This window comes from uncultured Pontibacter sp., assembly GCF_947495565.1.
Classification (GTDB): domain Bacteria; phylum Bacteroidota; class Bacteroidia; order Cytophagales; family Hymenobacteraceae; genus Pontibacter.
In genome coordinates, this window is record NZ_CANLZM010000011.1 from 132,809 (window position 1) to 152,136 (window position 19,328).

12 protein-coding genes and 1 pseudogene are annotated in these 19,328 nt (G+C 48.3%); 8 read left to right on the top strand and 5 right to left on the bottom strand.

Translation table 11 applies throughout. From position 1 onward, the window contains the following. Positions 1–3 precede the first annotated feature (3 nt). The gene (locus Q1B04_RS14530) at positions 4–951 is read left to right on the top strand and encodes a type IX secretion system membrane protein PorP/SprF (RefSeq protein WP_299759998.1); all 948 of its coding nucleotides are present in this window, start codon (positions 4–6) and stop codon (positions 949–951) included. Between the two features lie 133 nt (positions 952–1,084). Here the strand turns inward: Q1B04_RS14530 and Q1B04_RS14535 are convergent, their stop codons facing one another. The 3 genes from Q1B04_RS14535 to Q1B04_RS14545 form a co-directional block, all read right to left on the bottom strand. After that, complete coding sequence (locus tag Q1B04_RS14535) at positions 1,085–1,207, bottom strand: hypothetical protein (protein WP_299760000.1); 123 nt, start codon at positions 1,205–1,207, stop codon at positions 1,085–1,087. 404 nt (positions 1,208–1,611) lie between these two features. Beyond that, positions 1,612–4,200, bottom strand: a complete 2,589-nt coding sequence (locus Q1B04_RS14540; RefSeq protein WP_299760001.1) for a M14 family metallopeptidase — start codon at positions 4,198–4,200, stop codon at positions 1,612–1,614. Between the two features lie 299 nt (positions 4,201–4,499). Further along, positions 4,500–5,279, bottom strand: coding sequence for a PepSY domain-containing protein (locus tag Q1B04_RS14545; RefSeq protein WP_299760003.1), 780 nt, complete (start codon positions 5,277–5,279; stop codon positions 4,500–4,502). 520 nt (positions 5,280–5,799) lie between these two features. On the opposite strand from Q1B04_RS14545, the gene Q1B04_RS14550 reads away from it, so the two are divergent. From Q1B04_RS14550 to Q1B04_RS14555, 3 genes and pseudogenes are all read left to right on the top strand, one after another. Further along, positions 5,800–7,911: a T9SS type A sorting domain-containing protein gene (locus Q1B04_RS14550; RefSeq protein WP_299760005.1), complete on the top strand. Its 2,112-nt coding sequence runs from the start codon at positions 5,800–5,802 to the stop codon at positions 7,909–7,911. Positions 7,912–8,704: 793 nt separating this feature from the next. Beyond that, a pseudogene (locus Q1B04_RS20040) lies at positions 8,705–9,559 on the top strand (PKD-like domain-containing protein); the annotation flags it as partial. Positions 9,560–9,643: 84 nt separating this feature from the next. Beyond that, positions 9,644–10,423 (top strand): T9SS type A sorting domain-containing protein, encoded by a 780-nt coding sequence (locus tag Q1B04_RS14555; protein WP_299760007.1) that lies wholly within the window; start codon positions 9,644–9,646, stop codon positions 10,421–10,423. 358 nt (positions 10,424–10,781) lie between these two features. Here Q1B04_RS14555 and Q1B04_RS14560 read toward each other — a convergent pair whose 3' ends face one another. Continuing rightward, on the bottom strand, positions 10,782–12,671 hold the full coding sequence (locus Q1B04_RS14560; protein ID WP_299760009.1) for a CocE/NonD family hydrolase: 1,890 nt from the start codon (positions 12,669–12,671) through the stop codon (positions 10,782–10,784). A gap of 185 nt (positions 12,672–12,856) precedes the next feature. On the opposite strand from Q1B04_RS14560, the gene Q1B04_RS14565 reads away from it, so the two are divergent. From Q1B04_RS14565 to Q1B04_RS14580, 4 genes are all read left to right on the top strand, one after another. Then, positions 12,857–13,111 (top strand): hypothetical protein, encoded by a 255-nt coding sequence (locus tag Q1B04_RS14565; RefSeq protein ID WP_299760012.1) that lies wholly within the window; start codon positions 12,857–12,859, stop codon positions 13,109–13,111. Between the two features lie 26 nt (positions 13,112–13,137). Beyond that, positions 13,138–13,296, top strand: coding sequence for a hypothetical protein (locus Q1B04_RS14570; RefSeq protein WP_299760014.1), 159 nt, complete (start codon positions 13,138–13,140; stop codon positions 13,294–13,296). Positions 13,297–13,437: 141 nt separating this feature from the next. After that, complete coding sequence (locus tag Q1B04_RS14575) at positions 13,438–14,382, top strand: NAD(P)-dependent alcohol dehydrogenase (protein WP_299760016.1); 945 nt, start codon at positions 13,438–13,440, stop codon at positions 14,380–14,382. 358 nt (positions 14,383–14,740) lie between these two features. Beyond that, on the top strand, positions 14,741–15,931 hold the full coding sequence (locus Q1B04_RS14580; RefSeq protein ID WP_299760018.1) for a serine hydrolase: 1,191 nt from the start codon (positions 14,741–14,743) through the stop codon (positions 15,929–15,931). Between the two features lie 89 nt (positions 15,932–16,020). Here Q1B04_RS14580 and Q1B04_RS14585 read toward each other — a convergent pair whose 3' ends face one another. Next, positions 16,021–19,323 carry an amidohydrolase family protein gene (locus Q1B04_RS14585; protein WP_299760020.1) on the bottom strand — a complete coding sequence of 1,101 codons (3,303 nt, stop codon included), beginning with the start codon at positions 19,321–19,323 and terminating at the stop codon, positions 16,021–16,023. Positions 19,324–19,328 lie beyond the last annotated feature (5 nt).

A 19,328-nucleotide genomic window follows, 5' to 3' on the forward strand; every position in this document is an offset into this window, starting at 1 on the left:
GTTATGAAGAATTACATTTTACTACTTTGCTTTCTACTCGTAAGTTCGGTAGCTGTGGCGCAGCAGAAGGCGCTATACAGCCAATATATGACCAATTACTTTCTCCTGAACCCGGCAGTAGCCGGGGTGGAGAAGGACTGGAACGTAAAAGCAGGCTACCGAAACCAATGGACAGGTTTTGAAGGTGCACCCAAAACTTTTTACCTGAGCGCCGAAACAGCCCTATTTAAACGCACCATCGGGAAAAGGATAGCACGGCCTTACCACGGCGCAGGCGGCTACATCTACAAAGACCAAACTGGCCCTATCTCACAGACGGGCGTGCTTTTCTCTTACGCCTACCATGTGCCCATAAACAGAAGCATCTACCTATCGTCTGGGGTGTTTGCGGGAGTGCAGCAGTATAAGTTTGACGAGGATAAGATTCACTTGGCAAATGGCTCCAACGAGCGCGACCCGGTAACGCAGCAAGGAAGTATAAACGCTTTTATGCCAGACCTGAGCGTGGGTACTTACCTGCATTCCGAAACGTTTTTTGTAGGAGCGTCGCTGTTCCAGGCGCTGGGTAATAAGATCAACAAAAACAATGAGATTGAAGACCCAGCCCGCTTGTCCAGGCATTTTTTTGTGTCGGGCGGCTATAATTTTGATGTGAACAGGAACATCACCGTTACGCCTTCTGTGTTGATAAAATATGTTTCTCCGGCTCCGGTGCAGGCAGATTTTAACGTGCGGGGCCAATACCACTTTACCAAGCGTAGAAAAACGGTTTACGATGATATGGTGTGGGCAGGTGTGTCTTACAGAACGCAGGATGCGGTGGTCGGGCTGGTAGGTGTGCAGTTTAAAGAGCAGTACCGCCTGAGTTATACGTATGATATCACGGTATCCCCGATGCGCCACCACAGCGCCGGCTCCCACGAAATTGTGCTTGGTTTTAGAATGCCGTAAGTATTATTTAAAGTATAAAAGAGAATGTCCAGCACGTTTGCGCTGGACATTCTCTTTTTACAAGACTAACTATTGAGGCTATTTCTGGCGCGAGTTTTCAACTCGTGTCTTCATATGATGTTGAGTTTGCAACTCAATTGGTTTCAAAAGCCATACTTGCTATAGCTATACTTTTCAAGCTGCTGCTGGCAACTTGAACCAAGGCTATACTTGCTAGCTGCTGTTTATCCACGGCTTTACCACCTGCTCGTTTCATTTTATACTTTGGTTCCCTCAAGGCGGGGGTAGGGGCCCTCGATAAGGGTATCGCGCTGTGTTCCCTCCTGCCTCCGCTGCGCTGCGGCTGCCCTTGGCGGGCACCGCATCAATACAAGGCGCTCAACCCAAGGACTGGGGATCATTTCGATAGCCACCTCTGACGGAGCTTGAACAGAACTCCCTCTCCTGTTTTTAGGAGAGGGTGGGGGTGAGGTAAGAATTCCCCGCCTTTGACAAGGAGGGGCAGGGGTGGTTGGACCCGGTACTGCAGAACTGGAGGGTTGGGGTAGGGTGAAATTAAAGGAGTGGTTGCACCCGCATTGCAAAATTCCACTAAAACAGAAGAAGCCGTCCATAACTTGGGCGGCTTCTTCAACTAATAATTCATACTAATACTTTCTCTTAATGCGCATCCTCCTCCGCGCGGGCAGAACCGTTGCTGATAATCTGGCCGAAGAAGATACTGTTAAGGAACAGCTTATTAGTACCGTACCAGAAAGCGCGGAAGTTCGGGTTGTCTGGCATCGCGATCACTTTGCCTGCGCCAACAGAAGATACGTCTACAGCGGCCGTATTTTTTACCTGCTGCAGGTTAGGCTTTGATATGTAACCGGCCATCAGCGGCTCCGAAGTATACATGACAGGGTTTGCGTACGGGCTTTTCGATCGCTCCATAAACAAGGTGTTGCTACGGAAAATAGGCAGCTGCGTATCTGTGTAGCCATAAGCCAGCGGGTGCGTCAGGTCCAGTTTCGTTTCGAAGATAGCGCCTCCTATTACTTGCGCCCCTTCTGTGTTGGCTATATCAGCGTAGGCTTTCTGAGCAACAGTGTCAGGTTTTGTTTCCCTGAAGGTGATGTTGCCTATGCCGTTGCTGGATAGCCACTTTGCGGCGCTGCCCATACCTATTACTGTGCCGCCCCGCTGCACCCAGCTTCGCAGCTTGTCTTTGGAAACATTGCTGTACGAGCCTTCCGCCATCACAAGCACATTATACTTGTCGATGGATGCCCGGTTAAAATCATTCGTCTTGATCAAAACCGGTCGCATACCGAAGCGGTCGTCCATCAGGTGCCATGCCTCTCCGGCATCGTAGCTATTTACGCCATCGCCAATCAGCATCATAATTTTGGGCTGCTCCAGGCTACGCACCATAGGGCTGCCCAATTTAATGCCTTGCGGGTTAAAGCCGGTGCTCATGGCGTATACTTGCAGCGCGTTTTTCTGTGCTACTTCTTGCAGCACCTGGTGCAGCTCATCAGCCTTTACCGGCTGGCCAGCCACCGGAATAAGTATGGTGCCGTAGTCGTATTGCTTGCCATCTGCGGTGCTAAACTTATCTGTAGCCACGCGCGTCACAATGCCGCGGTCCATCAGTTGGTTCAGGGCGCGTGGGGCGTAATAGCCGTGCCACTCAAACGTATAAGCGTAGTCGCTTTTGCCTCCCACTATCTTACCTTCCGGAAAGCTCAGGTCTGCTACTTTCTGCCCCAGCTGCCCGCTTTTGAAGTTTCGGGAGGAGAGAGCTGCGTGCTCCAGGTCAAATGCCAACGGGAAAGTCCAGGCAGAGATGTCGTAGAACAGGCTATCCTGGAAAGTGGTGCGCTTCTCAAACATTGCCTCAATAAGCCTGTGCTGCGGCTGCTCCATCGGAACAATGTAGGCGTTCTCCGGCGTGTAGGTCACATTATCAACCTTAAAGCTTTCTTTAGGGCGATATACCTCTATCTGGTGTTGCTTAATGATCTCGGCCAGGTGGTAAGCACGGGCTTTATCTTTTTCGGAGCCGAATACATAAGCTTTAGTCTTAGATTTTTTGGACTCGTTCACCGCATTTTTGTAGAAGTCGCGCTGGTGCGCCAGCAGTTCTTCGCGCATGGCCTGCGCCGCCTCCAGCGTAGAGAGGGTAGTGGTAAACTGGTTGCGGATAGTGAACGGGAAGGTCAGCACGCCGTTTGTGCTTTCCTGCGCATGGCCTCTGGAGCTGGCCTGCTCAAAAAGTATACCTACCGAGCCGTTTACGTCCGGGTAAGTAGAGCCTTTGCCATAGTAAAAGTCGTCGTAACTCTCTTCGGTATAGTAAAAGGAGCCGATCTTATCCAGTGCCTTGGCGTGGTAAGTGCCTATCTTCTGCGTCAGTTTAAAGTTGCTCTCCGGGGTAAGCGGGTTGTTGCGGCTCGGGATGCCGGGCTGAAAGAAGAAGGTGGCGTTGGTGCCCATTTCATGGTGATCGGTCAGTACGTTTGGCTTCCACTCGTGGAACTTCGCCAGCCTGCCTTTCGACTCCGGGTGCTGCAGCGGCAGCCAGTCGCGGTTCAGGTCAAACCAGTAGTGGTTGGTGCGGCCGCGCGGCCATACTTCGTCAAACTCGGCGCTGTTAGCGTCGGTAACAAGATTCTTGCTGCGGTGCGTGTTTACCCAGCTCGCAAAGCGGTTCAGGCCGTCCGGGTTAATAGATGGGTCTATCAGAATCACCGTTTCATCCAGCAGCTTTTCTATTTCCGGGCCTTGCGCTGCCGCCAGGTGGTACACAGCCAGCAGCGAGGCGTTGCTGCCGCTCGGCTCGTTGCCGTGCACGCTATAGCCCATCCAAACCACAGCCGGCATATCCTTCAGGTTAAGCTTGCCAGACTCGGCAGGGTTGGTCAGCTGCACGTGCTGCTGCTTTATCTGCTCTATGTTCTGGTGGTTTTTAGGCGATGTAACCGTAAGCAGGTAGAGCGGGCGGTTTTCGTGGGTGCGGCCATACTCTATTATGCTGATGCGGTCGGAGAGACTGGCCATCTGGCGCATGTACATGGCCAGTTGGTCGTGGCTCACGTGCCACTCGCCTACGTTATAGCCCAGTATGTCTGCTGGCGTTGGTATGCTGCTGTTATAAGATACCTCAGCAGGCAGGTAATAGGAGAGTGGGGTTTCGGTCTGCTGGGCCTCTGCCAGTGGGCCAAAGCCCAGCAAAGCCGCCACAGCAAGTACACGTAGGTTTCTCATGCGTAAAGGTGAAGAATAGGTTAGATTTAGATTTATGTTGTACCTGCAATTTCCTGTTTTAAGCAGGCTTTTGCAAATATTAGGGAGCTGAGTTATAGATGATTTTGTAGAGATAGCTTAAAAACTGCTCAAACCATTCCCTTCACCATCGCTCCGGAAAACACATTAGGCAGTGCTTCTACCAGCAAGACGAGCAACAGCAGGTTCTGTGTTTTGGCTAAAGGCGGAACATGTGTATGGCTCGGCCAAAACAAAGTATAAATCAGCGTTGGCTGCCGGACTATGTTATACTATAGGACTTAAACCAGCGCCTTCGGCTTGGGTGAGCCCGCTTGCCTGGCTTTTCTTCTCCCTCCCCGGAAGCTTATAAAGTATAAACCGAAGCCTGAAAGTATGGTAACGAGCCCCACCACAGAGAACAGGCGCAGCAGCAGGTTGCCAAAATTGTCGCGGCCCTGGTAATCCATGGTGTGCAGCATCCACAGGAAATCGAACACGCGCCACTTGTTGTTTCGGAAGCTGGTTACCTCGCCCCGGTCGGCGGCCACATATACGGTGGTGTTGGTTGGGTGCTGCATGGTGACGGCATAAGCCGGCAATGCGCCCTGACGGTATTCGTGGTGGTTGCCGGTAGCGCCAGCTGTTAAATACTCTACCTGCGTTACCTCTGCGGGCTCATTAAAGCTGTTTTGCGCCATCTGCACCGCTTCCTGCTCTGTAATGGCCTCGCGGAGCTGGCCTGTGGCGGCTACAGCCAGTTGCGTAACAGGTATGGCATGGCCCGCTTCATTTACAAAGTATACAACCTGGTAGTGCGGCTCGCCCAGCACATCCACCAAACGCACTGATTTAACTGAATCTGCCTGCGGAAGCTTTGCCAGCACTGTAGCAGGCGATACCAACTCCATGGCTGCATTAAAGTTTGCAGGTGCTTTTCGCTGAAAGTCGCCATGTATTTCATCAATATCTGACCAACTAAAGTATAAACCGCCCGCCGTCCAGAGTACAAACTGTATTCCTGTGATTAAGCCCAGGTAGCGGTGCGCCTTGCGAATGAAAAGATGCGTACGACGATTCATGTTGTTTTAATGCAATTTTTAGTGGCCATAAGTATGCCTGAGGCTGATTAAGCTGCTAATATAGCCAGATAGCTGTAAAAGAGCATCTTAACACATGTTAAAATTAGTGCAATTTTAGAATGTTATATATAATTTATATAATAAATAATTAAGATCTGGTGCAACAATTTATACTTGGCAAAGTATATTTTATTTGAATAGTAAAGTTTATTATTAAAATAGATCATTAATACATATGTATTTTACAATATATAACAGACGCAGCACTCCTTAAAGCCAGCAGATGTGAAGTAGCCTTTAAAATTCATTTTTTCCCGCGCTTCTTTCACTCTTTTAAAGCAGGTTAATTGTGTTTAGCCTGTCTGCAATATGGTTTTAGCTTTTAAAAACGGCTAATAGACCTATTGCAAAGTCTTGTTTTGCCCTACTGTAAAGTTACAAGCTTTCGTTCCTCCTGACCTTTATGAAAACCCAAGGCCAAAACGGCGCAGCCTTAAACCCAAACCTTATCCCAAAGTTTATGAAACAACGTTTTACTCATTTGATTGCCAAAGCTGTAAACACCCGATTTGGCAAGGCCTACTTTACCAGTTGCTTGCTTCTCCTGTTCCTGATGATGGGGCATGTGGTTTGGGGGCAAAGTATAACTTCTATAAGCCCAACCTGTGCCACAGTAAACCAAAGTATTAATTTAACCATTCAGGGAAGCTTTAATAATAGAGCTAATAGTAACTATATTCAATTTTCCCGCGATAGTGAATTTAATACATTTATTGAAGTTGGGCCTTTTAGTTCTCCTAGTCAGGCATCTGTGACAGGTGTACCTGTTCCTACTAATTATCTTTCTACTCCGGGCACGATCTATATTAGGGCTCGCGTACGGAATGGTAACAGTGCTAACTTTACTATAGGAAGTGCAGTGACATTGCCTGTTTACCTATTGCCTACACAACCTAGCCCGATCAGCGGTCCAGCAACCGTCTGCTCCGGCTCGTCAGTAACGTATAGTGTAACACAGGTAACAGGAGTAAATTATCAGTGGACAGTTCCAGAGGGAGCCACAGTAGTTGGCAGTTCAAATACAAACAGCATCACGTATAACTTTGGAGCAAACGCGGAACCAGGCCAACGTACTATATCCGTAGCAGCGGTAAATGCTTGTGGTACAGCGGGTACTCCGAGAGAAAGAACTATTATAGTTAATGCTACGCCAGCAGCACCTACTATGATTTCAAACGAAAGATGCGGCCCTGGGTTTATCCCTTTAAGCGTTGCTAATCCTCAACCCGGCTATACTTATTTCTGGTATGATGCAGATGGCGATCTTGTGTATACAGATACAGATCCCAGTGAATCCTCTGTGTACACACCATTCTTAGAAGATGATGCTGTTTTTTATGTATCAGCTGTAAATACCTCGGGTGGTGGATGTATAAGTGGTCAAACACCAGTAACAGCTATCATTATTCCGTTAGCTACTTCTACAATAGAAGCTGAACCTGAAGGTGCTCAATGTGCGTTTGGGGATAATACTCCAGTGGTGTTCGTTCTAACAGGAGAATTAGAAAATGCTGATACACCAGCATGGGAAATTGTAGCAGGAGAAAATATAGCAACTTTAACTGTTGATGGAGGAAATCCTCAAGTCGCTACGTTAGAAGTAAATAGCAGTGGTACAGTAACTGTACGATTTTCTGGGCAAAGCTTGAATGAAAGTTGTGGCGAAACTGCTCAGACACTTGACATAGTTGTTAATCCTCTTATTACAACCACAGCTGAATTTGAGACAGATGTGCCTATAACAATTGGGGAGGCCGTTACATTTACAGCTTTATCAAATATTATTGATAATGATGATGCTGTTTTGTACCAGTGGTATATACGGCAAGGTACAGGCCCCTATTCACCCCAAGGAGGTTTAGTGGATGAAAACACTTTCACGATTGAAGAGGTACCAGAAGATTTATCTGGAGTGCGTGTTGATATTGTTACAGAGGAGGGAGTATGTTACACAGAATTGAACAGCAGTGGAGGCTTTACTTATTACACGCTTGAATCTGGTGCGCTAACACCGCTCCCGGTAGAAATCATCTACTTTAACGCGGCCAAGCAGGGGCACAACGTGCTGCTGGAGTGGGCCACCGCCTCCGAAGAGAACAATATGGGCTTTGAAGTGCAGGTGTCGCAAGACGGGTTTAATTTCCGGAAGCTAAGCTTCGTGCCAACCAAAAACGGTAACACTTCGCAGAAGCAACTATACCAATACACCGACAAAGAGAACGGCAAGCACGGTACCCGCTACTACCGCCTGAAGCAGCTTGATGAAGATGGCAGGTTTGAGTATTTTAATACTAAAGCGGTAACCTTCAGCGAAGTAGCCAGCCAGGTAAAAGCGTTTCCGAACCCTTTCTCCGACGAAATAACCTTAGACATTGCAGTGGATAAAGGTGGTGTAGCGGCGATAACGATGTACAATACTGCCGGAAGAAAGGTAGCTGAGCAAGTTATAAACATAGATAAAGGATTTAATACCAATAAACTCAAGCCAGATGCTACTCTCCCTCCGGGCATGTACTTCGTGAAGGTTTATGTAGATGGGAAGCTGTACAACTTGAAGCTATTGAAGAAATAAAGTAAATAATAGGGTTTAAAGCTGAAAGAGCCGGGTATATTACCCGGCTCTTTTTATTTTTTTAAATATTTTTTGATACAATTTAACATTGGGTATTTATGAGAATTAAATAAGCTATATATAGCTTTTAATATACAAACGCTCAGCTAAATAGCTATTGATCTTAAGTATTAATAGATTTTGTTTTTCCCAGTTTCAGTGCAATTTTAGATTGGTTGCATGTAAAAAACAATTTTACCTGTATATGCAGTATCATTTTTTTGCTTTATACTTGCAATGATATATAGAATGTTTCTGTTAATAATAGGTAAATTTTCAGGGTGGCAGAGGCTGGAAGAAGTGCAAATTAATACCGCCAGCACTAACAGCTAATTTTACACTTTATAAGACTGGTATAATTCATTTTTAAAATAGCACGCTAAAAGCGTGGGTGGATTTTTATTGCCTAAAAAGTACAGAAACATTAAGCCTGATAACATACAAACCTATACAACCATAACCCTATAAACCCTTATTTATGAAACGAAACTTTACTCAATTTGCCTGCTTGTTCTGGGCGATGTTATTAGTCGCTGTGTTTAATGGCGGTTCTGCTGTTGCGCAACAAGTAACAGGTTTTACTTTAGATAAACCCTGTATTGAAACAGGTGATGCTGTTACAATAACTATAAATGGATCAGGGTTTACCAATGGAAATGGTAATAATGCTGCAAGAGTAGAAGTTAACAATAACGGAGTTACTGTAGTAAGTGTCGTACCTAATAGAATTGTTGCAACCACAACGGCAGAAGTGATGAATACAGCAGGTCAAAAGACTATAAGACTGTGGCAGAAAGATGGAGGGAACAAGGGGTATTATAATGTAGGTACGTTTACAGTTTATCCACCTACTTCTGCTCCATCAGTAGTTAACGGCCAAAACTGCGGCGAAGGTACTGTAACACTTACTGCCTCTGGCGCTCCTAGTGACGGTAGTTATAGATGGTATACGATGCCAACAGGAGGCACTGCTATCACCGGAGCAACGGGAGCTAACTATACTACGTCCTCTTTGACAAAAAGCACAACGTATTATGTCGCAGCTGTTCCTGCGACTGGCTGTGAAAGCTCAAGAGTGCCTGTAGAAGCAATCATTAACAATATTCCTGCTGCTCCATCAGTAGTTAACGGAGAGAAATGCGGGGCAGGCTCCGTGACACTTACTGCCTCTGGCGCCCCTGCTGGTGGAAGTTACAGATGGTATTCAACTAGCAGTTCAATAAATCCTATAGCTAACCAAACAACAAGCACCTTTAATACACCTTCCCTTAATAACAGTCGAAACTACTTTGTTAGCATTGTCAGCGCTGCAGGCTGTGAAAGCCCTAGAACTGCAGTGAGAGCTACAATCAAACAAGTTCCTACTTTAAGCAGCTCATTAACTCCGGCTGCCATATGCAGCGGTTCCGCATTTAATTACACTCCTACAAGTGCCACAACTGGTACTACTTTTACCTGGACAAGAGCAGCTATTGGGGGAAATGCAGCTAATAGTGGCTCAGGCTCTATTTCTGAGACTTTAGTCAACACAGGTTCAAACCCTAATACTGTAACCTATGTTTATACTTTAACTGCCAATGGCTGCAGCAATACTCAGAATGTTACAGTGACAGTTAATAATCCAATCAGAGTAACTGGAGATATTTCTTCTAACCCTGCTGAGCCTAAGATTAATGAAGAAGTAACTTATAGCGTGTCATCAAATATCATTGATAATGCAGATCAGGCATCTATTGAGTGGTTCATGGTGAAGGGAACTGAGAGAACCGCAATTGATAGAACTGGTAAAACTTCGGTTACTATTACTCCTACCTCAAAAGAAGAATTCGAAATTGAATGTATAGTGCAAGCTAAGTCAGGCACTTGCTACGAGGAGCCTAACAAGACATTTACTACTCAAAGAATCATTCCACTGCCAGTTGAGATCATCTACTTTAACGCAGCCAAGCAAGGCAAAAACGTGCAGTTGGAGTGGGCCACGGCCTCTGAGGAGCACAACGCAGGCTTTGAGGTGCAGGTGTCGCAAAATGGGTTTGACTTTAGCCAGCTAGGTTTTGTAGCCACTAAAAACGGCAATACCTCGCAGAAGCAGGTGTACCAGTTTGTTGATGCTGAAAACGGCAAGTACGGCACACGCTACTACCGCCTGAAGCAGGTTGATACAGATGGCGCTTTTGAGTACTTCACAACCAAAGCGGTAAGCTTCGGTGAGGTGAGCAGCTACAGCCTGAAAGCTTTTCCGAATCCGTTTGAAAGTGAAGTGAGCCTGGAGCTGAATGCAGACCAAGCTGGCAAACTGAACGTGCAGGTGCTGGATGCCATGGGTAAATCAGTACAGGCGCAGCAGATTGAGGTTAGCAAAGGTCACTCTCTGGAGAAAATAATATTAGGGCAGTCTCTGCCACAAGGTATCTATTTCGTACGCACCGAAATGAATGGCATCGCCAACAATTTCAAGCTGTTGAAGAAATAGAGTAATAGGGTTTAAAGAAAAAAGAGCCGGGCAACTTGCCCGGCTTTTTACATTTATAAGAGTAGTTAACTTATAAGGACGATTAGCGGCCAAATGCAGTTTGCTTTAGGCAAAGCTACCATTTAGACCTACGAGAGAAGCCCGTGGTGTTACTTATACCTTACTGCAGATATCCTTTTGCCGTTGTTGTGTGTTCTCACCAATAACTTGCTGGTAAAAAGACACAGCAAGGGCGTTAAAACTGTCTGCGCATATTTAGCCAGATAGCGACTTGTCCTTGCAAGTGAATTCCATAAAACAGATGAGCCCGCTGCTCTTTGGGGGCAACGGGCTCATACTTTATACTTGCAACTATACTTTACAGCACCTTCACCTTCAGGCTGGTAGGTTGCTGCGGCGTGTGGTATACTTTGTGCGTGGCTTTGATGAAATCCTCCTCGTTTGCCTCAAAGATATTGTCCACATACTTCTGCGGGTTGCGGTCTACCATCGGAAACCAGGTGCTCTGGATTTGCACCATCACGCGGTGGCCTTTCTTAAAAGTATACAGCACGTCCTGCAGCTCCACGTTTACGGGCGTTACCTGGTTGGGCGTAAACGGCTCGGGCTTTTCAAAGCTGTTCCGGAAGCGACCCCTGAATACCTCGCTGCGCACCATAGCCTGGTAGCCACCCATTTTTCTGTTAGGCTGATGCGGGTTTGCCTGTGCAGAATCCGGGTATACGTCAATCAGCTTTACTACCCAGTCGGCATCGGAGCCGGTGGTAGCAACTTTCAACTGGGCCAAAATCTCTCCGGCTAAAGTCAAGTCCTCTGTCAGCACATCCGTCTGGAAGGTCAGCACATCGGGGCGGCGGCTGGCAAAGCGCTGGTCATCAGTCATGTACTCGCGCGTCATGCCGGTGGCTACTGCCTCAGTAAACGGCACTGGCTTGGCAGGGTCAGAGATGTACTCGCTGGCTTCTGCTTCTCCTGCTTTCGGAGCTTCAAAGCTCAGTTTCCCGTTGGCATGAAAGTATAGCGTACGCTCCTGCACCTGCTTTGGCGGCCATACTTCAAACTCGCGCCAGGTGTTGTTGCCACCCTCAAACATGACAGCCTCCGGCAGCTTTACCGGCTGTTTGGCATCGCTTTTCAGGTAGTGGTTAAAGAATCTGGCTTCTACTTCCTGCTGGTACCACGGCGAGTTTTTCTGGCCAAAGTATACATTGCCGATGTTAGAGCCGTCCGTGCGAGCCCAGCCGCCGTGCACCCAAGGCCCCATCACGATCATGTTTGTCAGCTTGGGGTTGTTCTTCTCGATGGTCTGGTAAATCTTAAGCGGGCCATACAGGTCTTCGGCATCATACCAGCCGCCTACTGTCATCACGGCCGGGCCTTTGATGTTTTTAAGGTGCGGCAACAGGTTGCGAGCCTGCCAGAATGCGTCGTAGTTAGGGTGATCTATAATGTCGTTCCAGAAGGCTACGTTGCCTTTTAGATACTTTTCGTTAGCGTTTTTGAGCGGGCCCATGCGCATAAAAAAGTCATAGCCATCGGGTGTGCCGTGGTCGAAACGCGGGTTGCGCTCTGTGGTAGGCTCGGGGCGCGGCAGGCCAAAGCTGGCCAGAAAGTTAAAAGCGTGCGGCAGAAAAAAGGCGCCGTTGTGGTGGAAATCATCCCAGAACCAGTCGGCAATAGGAGCCTGCGGCGACACCGCTTTTAAGGCAGGGTGGTTGCTCATGAGTCCGGCTGCAGCATAAAAACCGGGGTAGGAGATGCCCCACTGGCCCACACGGCCGTTGTCGTTGTCGAGCTTTTTCACCAGCCAGTCTACTGTATCGTAGGTATCGGTGCTTTCGTCCACGTCCTTTTTGCCTCTTTTGTTGGCCAGGTGCGGCGTCATGTTCACAAATTCACCCTCCGACATATAAGTGCCGCGCACATCCTGGTACACAAAAATATACCCTTCGCGCAGCAGGGTAGGGCTGGGGCCGAGGCTGGTTTTGTAGCCTTCGCCGTAGGGGCCAACCGAGTAAGGCGTGCGGTTCATCAGGATAGGGTATTTTTTACCTTTCTCCTTTGGCGAGTAGACGATGGTAAACAGCTTTTTGCCGTCGCGCATGGGTATGTTATACTCCGCTTTATCGTAATGCTGCCGGATGTACAAAGAGTCTTCGTTTACCTGTTGTGCCATACTTTGAGCGGCGTACAGGCAAAGCGCCAGCAGCAGCGCAAGTGGCCGGAGCAGGTTATTTGTTTTGGTCATAGGTTATGTATGCGTTAGTGAACTTAGGTTTGAAACCATAAGATAAGCATTCTACGCTATATATAGTATAGCCATACAAGCAAGAGGGGCAGAAGTATAAACTGGGAATTATATAGTATAATCCTAATAGTTTTGCATAGGATTTATTATATTGAGCTTGTTAAACGTCTAAAAATAAATCGCCTATGAAAACACAAAAATTCTTGATTAACCTGATCGTGATAAGTGCCGTGTTAATTACGGTAGCTGCTGTTTACCTCACCGGAGAAAGATTTGGCCGTTTTCTGTACGGTTTAAAAGGGCAAACAGACATGACCTTTGCCGATGTAGGATACAATATTGGCTACACCCTGGGGTACTTTTCTGTGCCTATTGTTGGTTTGTTGCTGCTGTACGCTGCTTACCGTTTCCTGGTGAAACACAATAAGAGCCAAGCTTAAAAATAATCAAGTATAAACCTGCCATCATGAAAAAACTTACTCTGCGAGATCTTAAATTCTTTTTGTTGGGGATAGTTTTTGTGATTGGTGTAGCTAACGATTGGGAGGCGCACAAAGCTGCGTTTACAGAAGGCATAGAAGCGGCAAAAGCAGATAAACCTTACAGTTATAACGAAGAAGAGTAATATATAGTGAACATTGGAGGAAGCGGTAGCCTGAACAGGCGCCGCTTTTTTTATGAGCGCCTCCAAGCTTCAGCAGCTATAAATCTAACAGCATACTGCATAAACCGTACGCATTAAAACTTAAATTAAAGATACACTTCTATGAATGCGATATTTTACGAGAGTTACGGCGATGCCAGTGTGCTACAGTATGGCGAGCAGCCAAAACCAACGCTAAAAGATAACCAACTGCTGGTGCGGGTGCATGCCTCCAGCGTAAACCCCGTGGATTGGAAAATACGCTCAGGACATTTGCTGCCGGTGTCAGGTTTAAATTTTCCGAAGATACCAGGCCGGGACATAGCCGGAGAGGTAGTAGAAGTAGGCAGCAACGTACTGACTTATGCTGTTGGCAACCGCGTGTTCGGCATGACGGAGGGAATTGGAGGTGCAAATGCCGAGTTTGCTGTTATCTCTGAGGATACTGCCGTAACCATACCTTTCAATCTGAGCTATGCACAGGCCGCTGCCGTTCCGCTTGCCGCCCTCACAGCGCTGCAGGCTCTCCGCGATAAAGGTGAGTTGCAGCAGGGAGAGAAGGTGCTGGTAAACGGTGCCTCTAGTGGCGTAGGCTCCTTTGCTGTGCAAATTGCCAAAGCGTTAGGAGCAGGAGAGGTAACAGGCGTTTGCAGCGCAAGCCACATTGATCTTGTCAAGAGCCTCGGCGCAGACTATGTAATTGATTATGGAAAAGAGGATTTTACCAAAGCCGAAAATTGTTACGACCTGATTTTTGACGCAGTAGCCAAAAGCAGCTACCTCAGCAGCAAAGACAGCCTGCATCACCATGGCCGCTACGTTACCACAGTGCCCAACCCTAAAGACATCGCCCTGGGTTTTGCCATCTCTGCTTTTTCCGATAAAAAGGTAATAGCCATGTTTACCGACGATAAAGGGGAGGACCTGAAGCTAATCAGCTCCTGGATTGAGGCAGGAAAGGTAAAACCGGTTATAGACAGAGAATATGCCTTAAGCGAAGCCGTTGAAGCGCACCTTTACAGCGAGCAGGGACACGCAGCAGGTAAAATAATTTTAGTGGTAGATTAGATAGAGCTCAACTTTCAACCTTATTAACAATGCAAAGTTGTAGAGCTAATCCATCTAGAAACCGCCGTTGTTGGTATTATCACCAACAATACTCACTGCAGCAGCCTTCGCAAGCCGCTATAGCAATGGGTAAAGTATAAAAGGTGTCGGTAAGCTAACACGGCTCGTATCTTTTATACTTTCAGGTTCAAAGTGCACCCCGAAGCGTTTACTCTGTTTATGCTTTATCGTCTAACTGCCGGATTACTTTGCTGTATTTCCTGGAGATACCGCAGCAGCGAAGCGAGCTTTGGCTGGTTTTAGGATAAGCTTATAGTAACCAGTTATTTTTTATAGATTGTAGCGTAATTTCATATATATGCTAAAACATACTTACATAGCGCTGGTTCTGGCGTTGGGCTTAGCAGCCTGCCAGCCGCAACCGCAGCAAACCACTTCTGCCGAAGTGCAACAGCAGCAGCAAACCACTACTGCTTATTACTATCCGGGTGCCGGTGATAACTGGGAGCGCCGCAACTCTGAAGAACTCGGGCTGGACGCTGCAAAGCTGCAGGAGGCTGTAGAATGGGCTAAACTGCAGGAAACAACTCAGATCCAGAAAGACTTCTCTACCCAAAAAGACATTTTCGGCGAACCTTTAGGCTCCTTGCCAGCTACCCGAGCTAATACCAACGGCATCATTTTAAAAGACGGCTTTATTGTAGCAGAGTGGGGCGATACCAAAGCAGCAGATCCAACTTACAGCGCTGCCAAAAGCTTTCTGTCCACCATACTGGGGTTAACGCTAGACAAAGGCATGATCCAAAGTATAAACGATCCGGTGGCAAAGTATGTGCAGGACGGCGGGTATGATTCTGAGCATAACAGCAAAATAACATGGGAGCACCATGCGCGTCAGACATCGGAATGGCAAGGTGAGATGTGGGGCAAAAAAGACGACTTTATCGGTAAAGAAGCCTATGGCCGAGGGGAGCGAAAGCCGCGCGAACTGCAGGAGCCGGGTACTTTCTATGAGTATAACGACACCCGCATTAACCGGTTTGCTCTCTCACTGCTTCGCCTCTGGGAAAAGCCGCTGCCAAAGGTGCTGGAAGATGAGATTATGGATCCGATAGACGCTTCTGAAACCTGGCAATGGGTGCCTTACAGAAACTCGGTTGTAGAAATAAACGGCCAGCAAATGCCATCGGTTAGCGGTGGTACACGCTGGGGCGGCGGCCTCTGGATAAGCGCCCGCGACGAAGCCCGCTTCGGTTACCTTTTCCTGCGCAACGGCCGCTGGAAAGATAAGCAGCTGATTTCAAAAGAATGGGTGCAGGAAGCTACTACCCAGCGCGGTAAAGTTGGCCCAGACTACGGCTACCTTTGGTGGCTGAACACAGGAGGAGAGGCTTGGCCGGATGCTCCTAAAACAAGTTACGCGGCGCTTGGTGCCGGCCAGAACACCGTTTGGGTAGACCCGGAACATGATATTGTAATAGTATGGCGCTGGCACGATGGCAAACAAAATGAACTGTTTAAGCGTGTGCTGGCGGCGGTGAAGGAGTAATATAATTCTTAGCAAGCACTGTACTGCTAAAGCAAAAAAAAAAAGTGGCTGCCCCATCCGGAGCAGCCACTTTTTTTTATACTTTAACCTTAATGGCGGCAAGTGCAGTGTTCACCGGCAATACCTTCAAAGCGGGTGTCGGTGCCTTCGTGCCAGTCAAAGGCGGTGGCGTACTTGTCGTTTTCCCACCAGAATGTGCCTGGTTGCTTGTTGTAGTTGCCGATTTCAGCCATGGTAGCGGCATCGTACAGGCGGCCGTTAATCATAGTATACTTCACGTGCTCAGAGTTTTGGATGTTCTCCAGCGGGTTCTGGTCCAACACAATCAGGTCGGCCAGTTTACCGGTTTCCAGAGAGCCAATTTCGTGGCCCATGCCAATGTATTCCGCACCGTTTAACGTGGCTGCGCGCAAAGCTTCGTGGTTGGTCATGCCGCCTTGCTGCAGCATCCACAGTTCCCAGTGCGCACCTAGCCCCTGCAACTGCCCGTGGGCACCCAGGTTTACCTTAACGCCATTATCCGCCAGGGCTTTGGCAGCTTTAGAAGTGGCAATGTGGCCCTGCTCATACTCTTCGTCTGGCACAAGCGTTACGCGGCGCGAGCGTCCATCAATAATAGAGCGAGGCGTAAACTTGAGCAGGCGGTCTTTCTCCCAAACATTGGTTTTTTGGTACCAGTAGTACTCACCGGTTACACCACCGTATCCTACAATTAGAGTTGGGGTATAGCCTACCTCAGAGGCTTTCCATACTTCCAGTACATCTTTATAAAGCGGGGCAACAGGTATGTTGTGCTCTACACCGGAGTGCCCGTCCAGTACCATGGTCATGTTGTGGAAGAAGGTTGAGCCACCCTCCGGATACACGCTCATGTCCAGTTCGCGGGCAGCCTGTATTACCTGCTGGCGCTGCTCACGACGTGGCTGGTTATAACTTTTCACCGAGAAGCCGCCTACGGCTTTGATGCGGCGCAGGTGTGAGCGGGCATCGTCCAGGCTGTTAATCTCGGCTTTAAAGTTACCATCAGCTCCGTAAAGTATGGTGCCCGTAGAGTAGATGCGCGGACCTGCCATGGCCCCCGACTTTACGGCTTCCGACTGGCTAAATACCATTTCGGTGGTGGAAGATGGGTCGTGGGTGGTAGTAACGCCATAGGCCAGGTTTGCAAAGTACGACCACTGCTTCTGCGGGCTCATACCTAAACGGAACGTACCTAGGTGCGCATGCACATCCACAATGCCAGGCATGATGGTTTTGCCGGCTGCGTCAATCACTTTTGCATCTTTCGGTACGTTTACGCCTTTGCCAACTGCCACAATGCGGTTGCCGTCTACAACAATAGTACCTCCTTCAATCACTTCATCGCCTTTCATGGTAATGATGCGGGCGTTGGTGAAGGCTACTTTACCTTCCGGAATATCGGTTTTCAGCTCCAGACCTATTTTTGTGCCTGTCGTGTCGATGGCTGGCAATTCTTCAGGAGCACCGGCCACAAACGTAAAGCGGTTTTTCAGGTCGTTAGAGAAATACTCGTCACCCAACACCCAGTTGATTTTCTTGCTGTCGGCTGACCAGTGGATACTGGTGCCGGCATCGCGGGTGAAGCGGGCAACTGGAACAGCCTTGGTATCCTTGTTCAGGTCCAGACCAGATCCGTTGGCCGTGAACGGTGCTATGTAACCGTTGAACAACTCCATAAATCCAATCCATTTGTTATCCGGGCTAGGGAAGAACTGGTCGGTATACTTAGAAGTATAATGCGTCTGCTCGTTTTTGCCGTTCAGGTCCACACTTTTAAAGGCGTATTTTTCGCCCTCGCGTCCGGTGAAGAAGATGCGATCTGAAGTAGCGTTGAACTGCGGCGAAGAACCGCGCTCCTGCACCAGAGTCGCTTTGCCTCCGTTGGCTGGCATATAAAAAATGCCTTTCTCCTTGCCGTGCGCATAACCCATGTGGCTGTTGCCGCCTTCTTTGCTAAACACAATGTGCTTGCCGTCTGGCGAATAGCTTGGGTTAGCGTAAAAGCCTTTCTCAGTTGTCAGCTTGGTTGGCTTTGCGTTTTTCTTGCGGATGTCGAGCTTGTACAATGCGCTGAAATTATCGTCGTTCCAGGTGGCGTATACGATTGATTTTCCATCCGGTGAAAAAGACGGGTAGAACTCAAAATCCTGGCTGTTGGTGATTCGCTGAGGTTTTCCGTTCGGCAGTTCTTTTTTATAGATATAGCCTGCTGCGTTAAAAACCAGCGTTTTACCATCCGGAGAAGTAACGGCATGACGTATAGCCTTGGCTGTAAACTGCTTCGGCGAAACGCCTCCGTTCTTGCTGTGGTCGTGGCGCACAGCACCTGTCAGGTAGTGCGTAGCCGAGGCCTCAAACGGAATGTTAGAAACCTGCTTAGAGGCTACATCCACCTTATTGATTTTACCATCCGCCCAAAACACAATGTTTTTGTTGTCCGGAGTCCAGGAGAAGTATGGATAGGCACCGAAAATGGCCCAGGCTTCCTGCTGGTCATGGTTTAGCTTATCGTAGATCGGCCATTCTTCACCAGTTTTCAGGTCATGTACAAAAAGTACAGATTTGGTACGCACGCGGCGCACAAAGGCCATGTACTTGCCATCTCTGGATAGAACAGGGCGTACAGCACCGCCGTTGCCTGTTACAATGTTATCAATCTCGCCGGTGCTGCGGTCTACTCTACGGATGACATAGATTTGGCCGTTCGGGTCTTTGTTATACTCAAAAGAAGAGCCTCCGCTCATGTCCTCCGAGAAGTATACATACTTGCCGTCCGGCGATGCAAATGGCTCGCCTGCATCCTGCTGGTCGTTTTTGCGCTTTGTTAGCTGCACGCCCGTTCCGCCTGTTCTGTGGTACATCCACATTTCGCCGGCACCCAAGGAGCGGGTGTTGGTAAAGTGCTTTCGCGCAATCAGATACTCGCCGTCCGGCGTCCAGACAGCATTGTTCAGCAGTCGGAAGCTTTCGTTCGTGATCTGCTTGGCATCTGAGCCATCGCGCTCCATTACCCAGATGTTATCGCCGCCACCTGCATCTGAAGTGAACGAGATATACTTGCCGTCAGGGCTGAAACGTGGCTGCACCTCGTACGGGCGGCCGGTTCTGAGGAGCTTGGCTTTACCTCCGGAAATCGGCATAATGTAGATATCACCCAGCATGTCGAATACAATGTCCTTGCCGTCCGGACTTACATCCACACTCATCCAGGTGCCCTCATTAGTTGTAAACGAGATTTCTTTTTGTGGACCATGCTCGGCATCAACCTGCCATTTAGCATCTTCCTTCTTTTTGTCCTGAGCATGAGCCGCGCCGAAAGGGAGAGCAAGCGCCGCAGCCAGTACTACACTCAGGTAGGTACGTTTCGTCATCAATA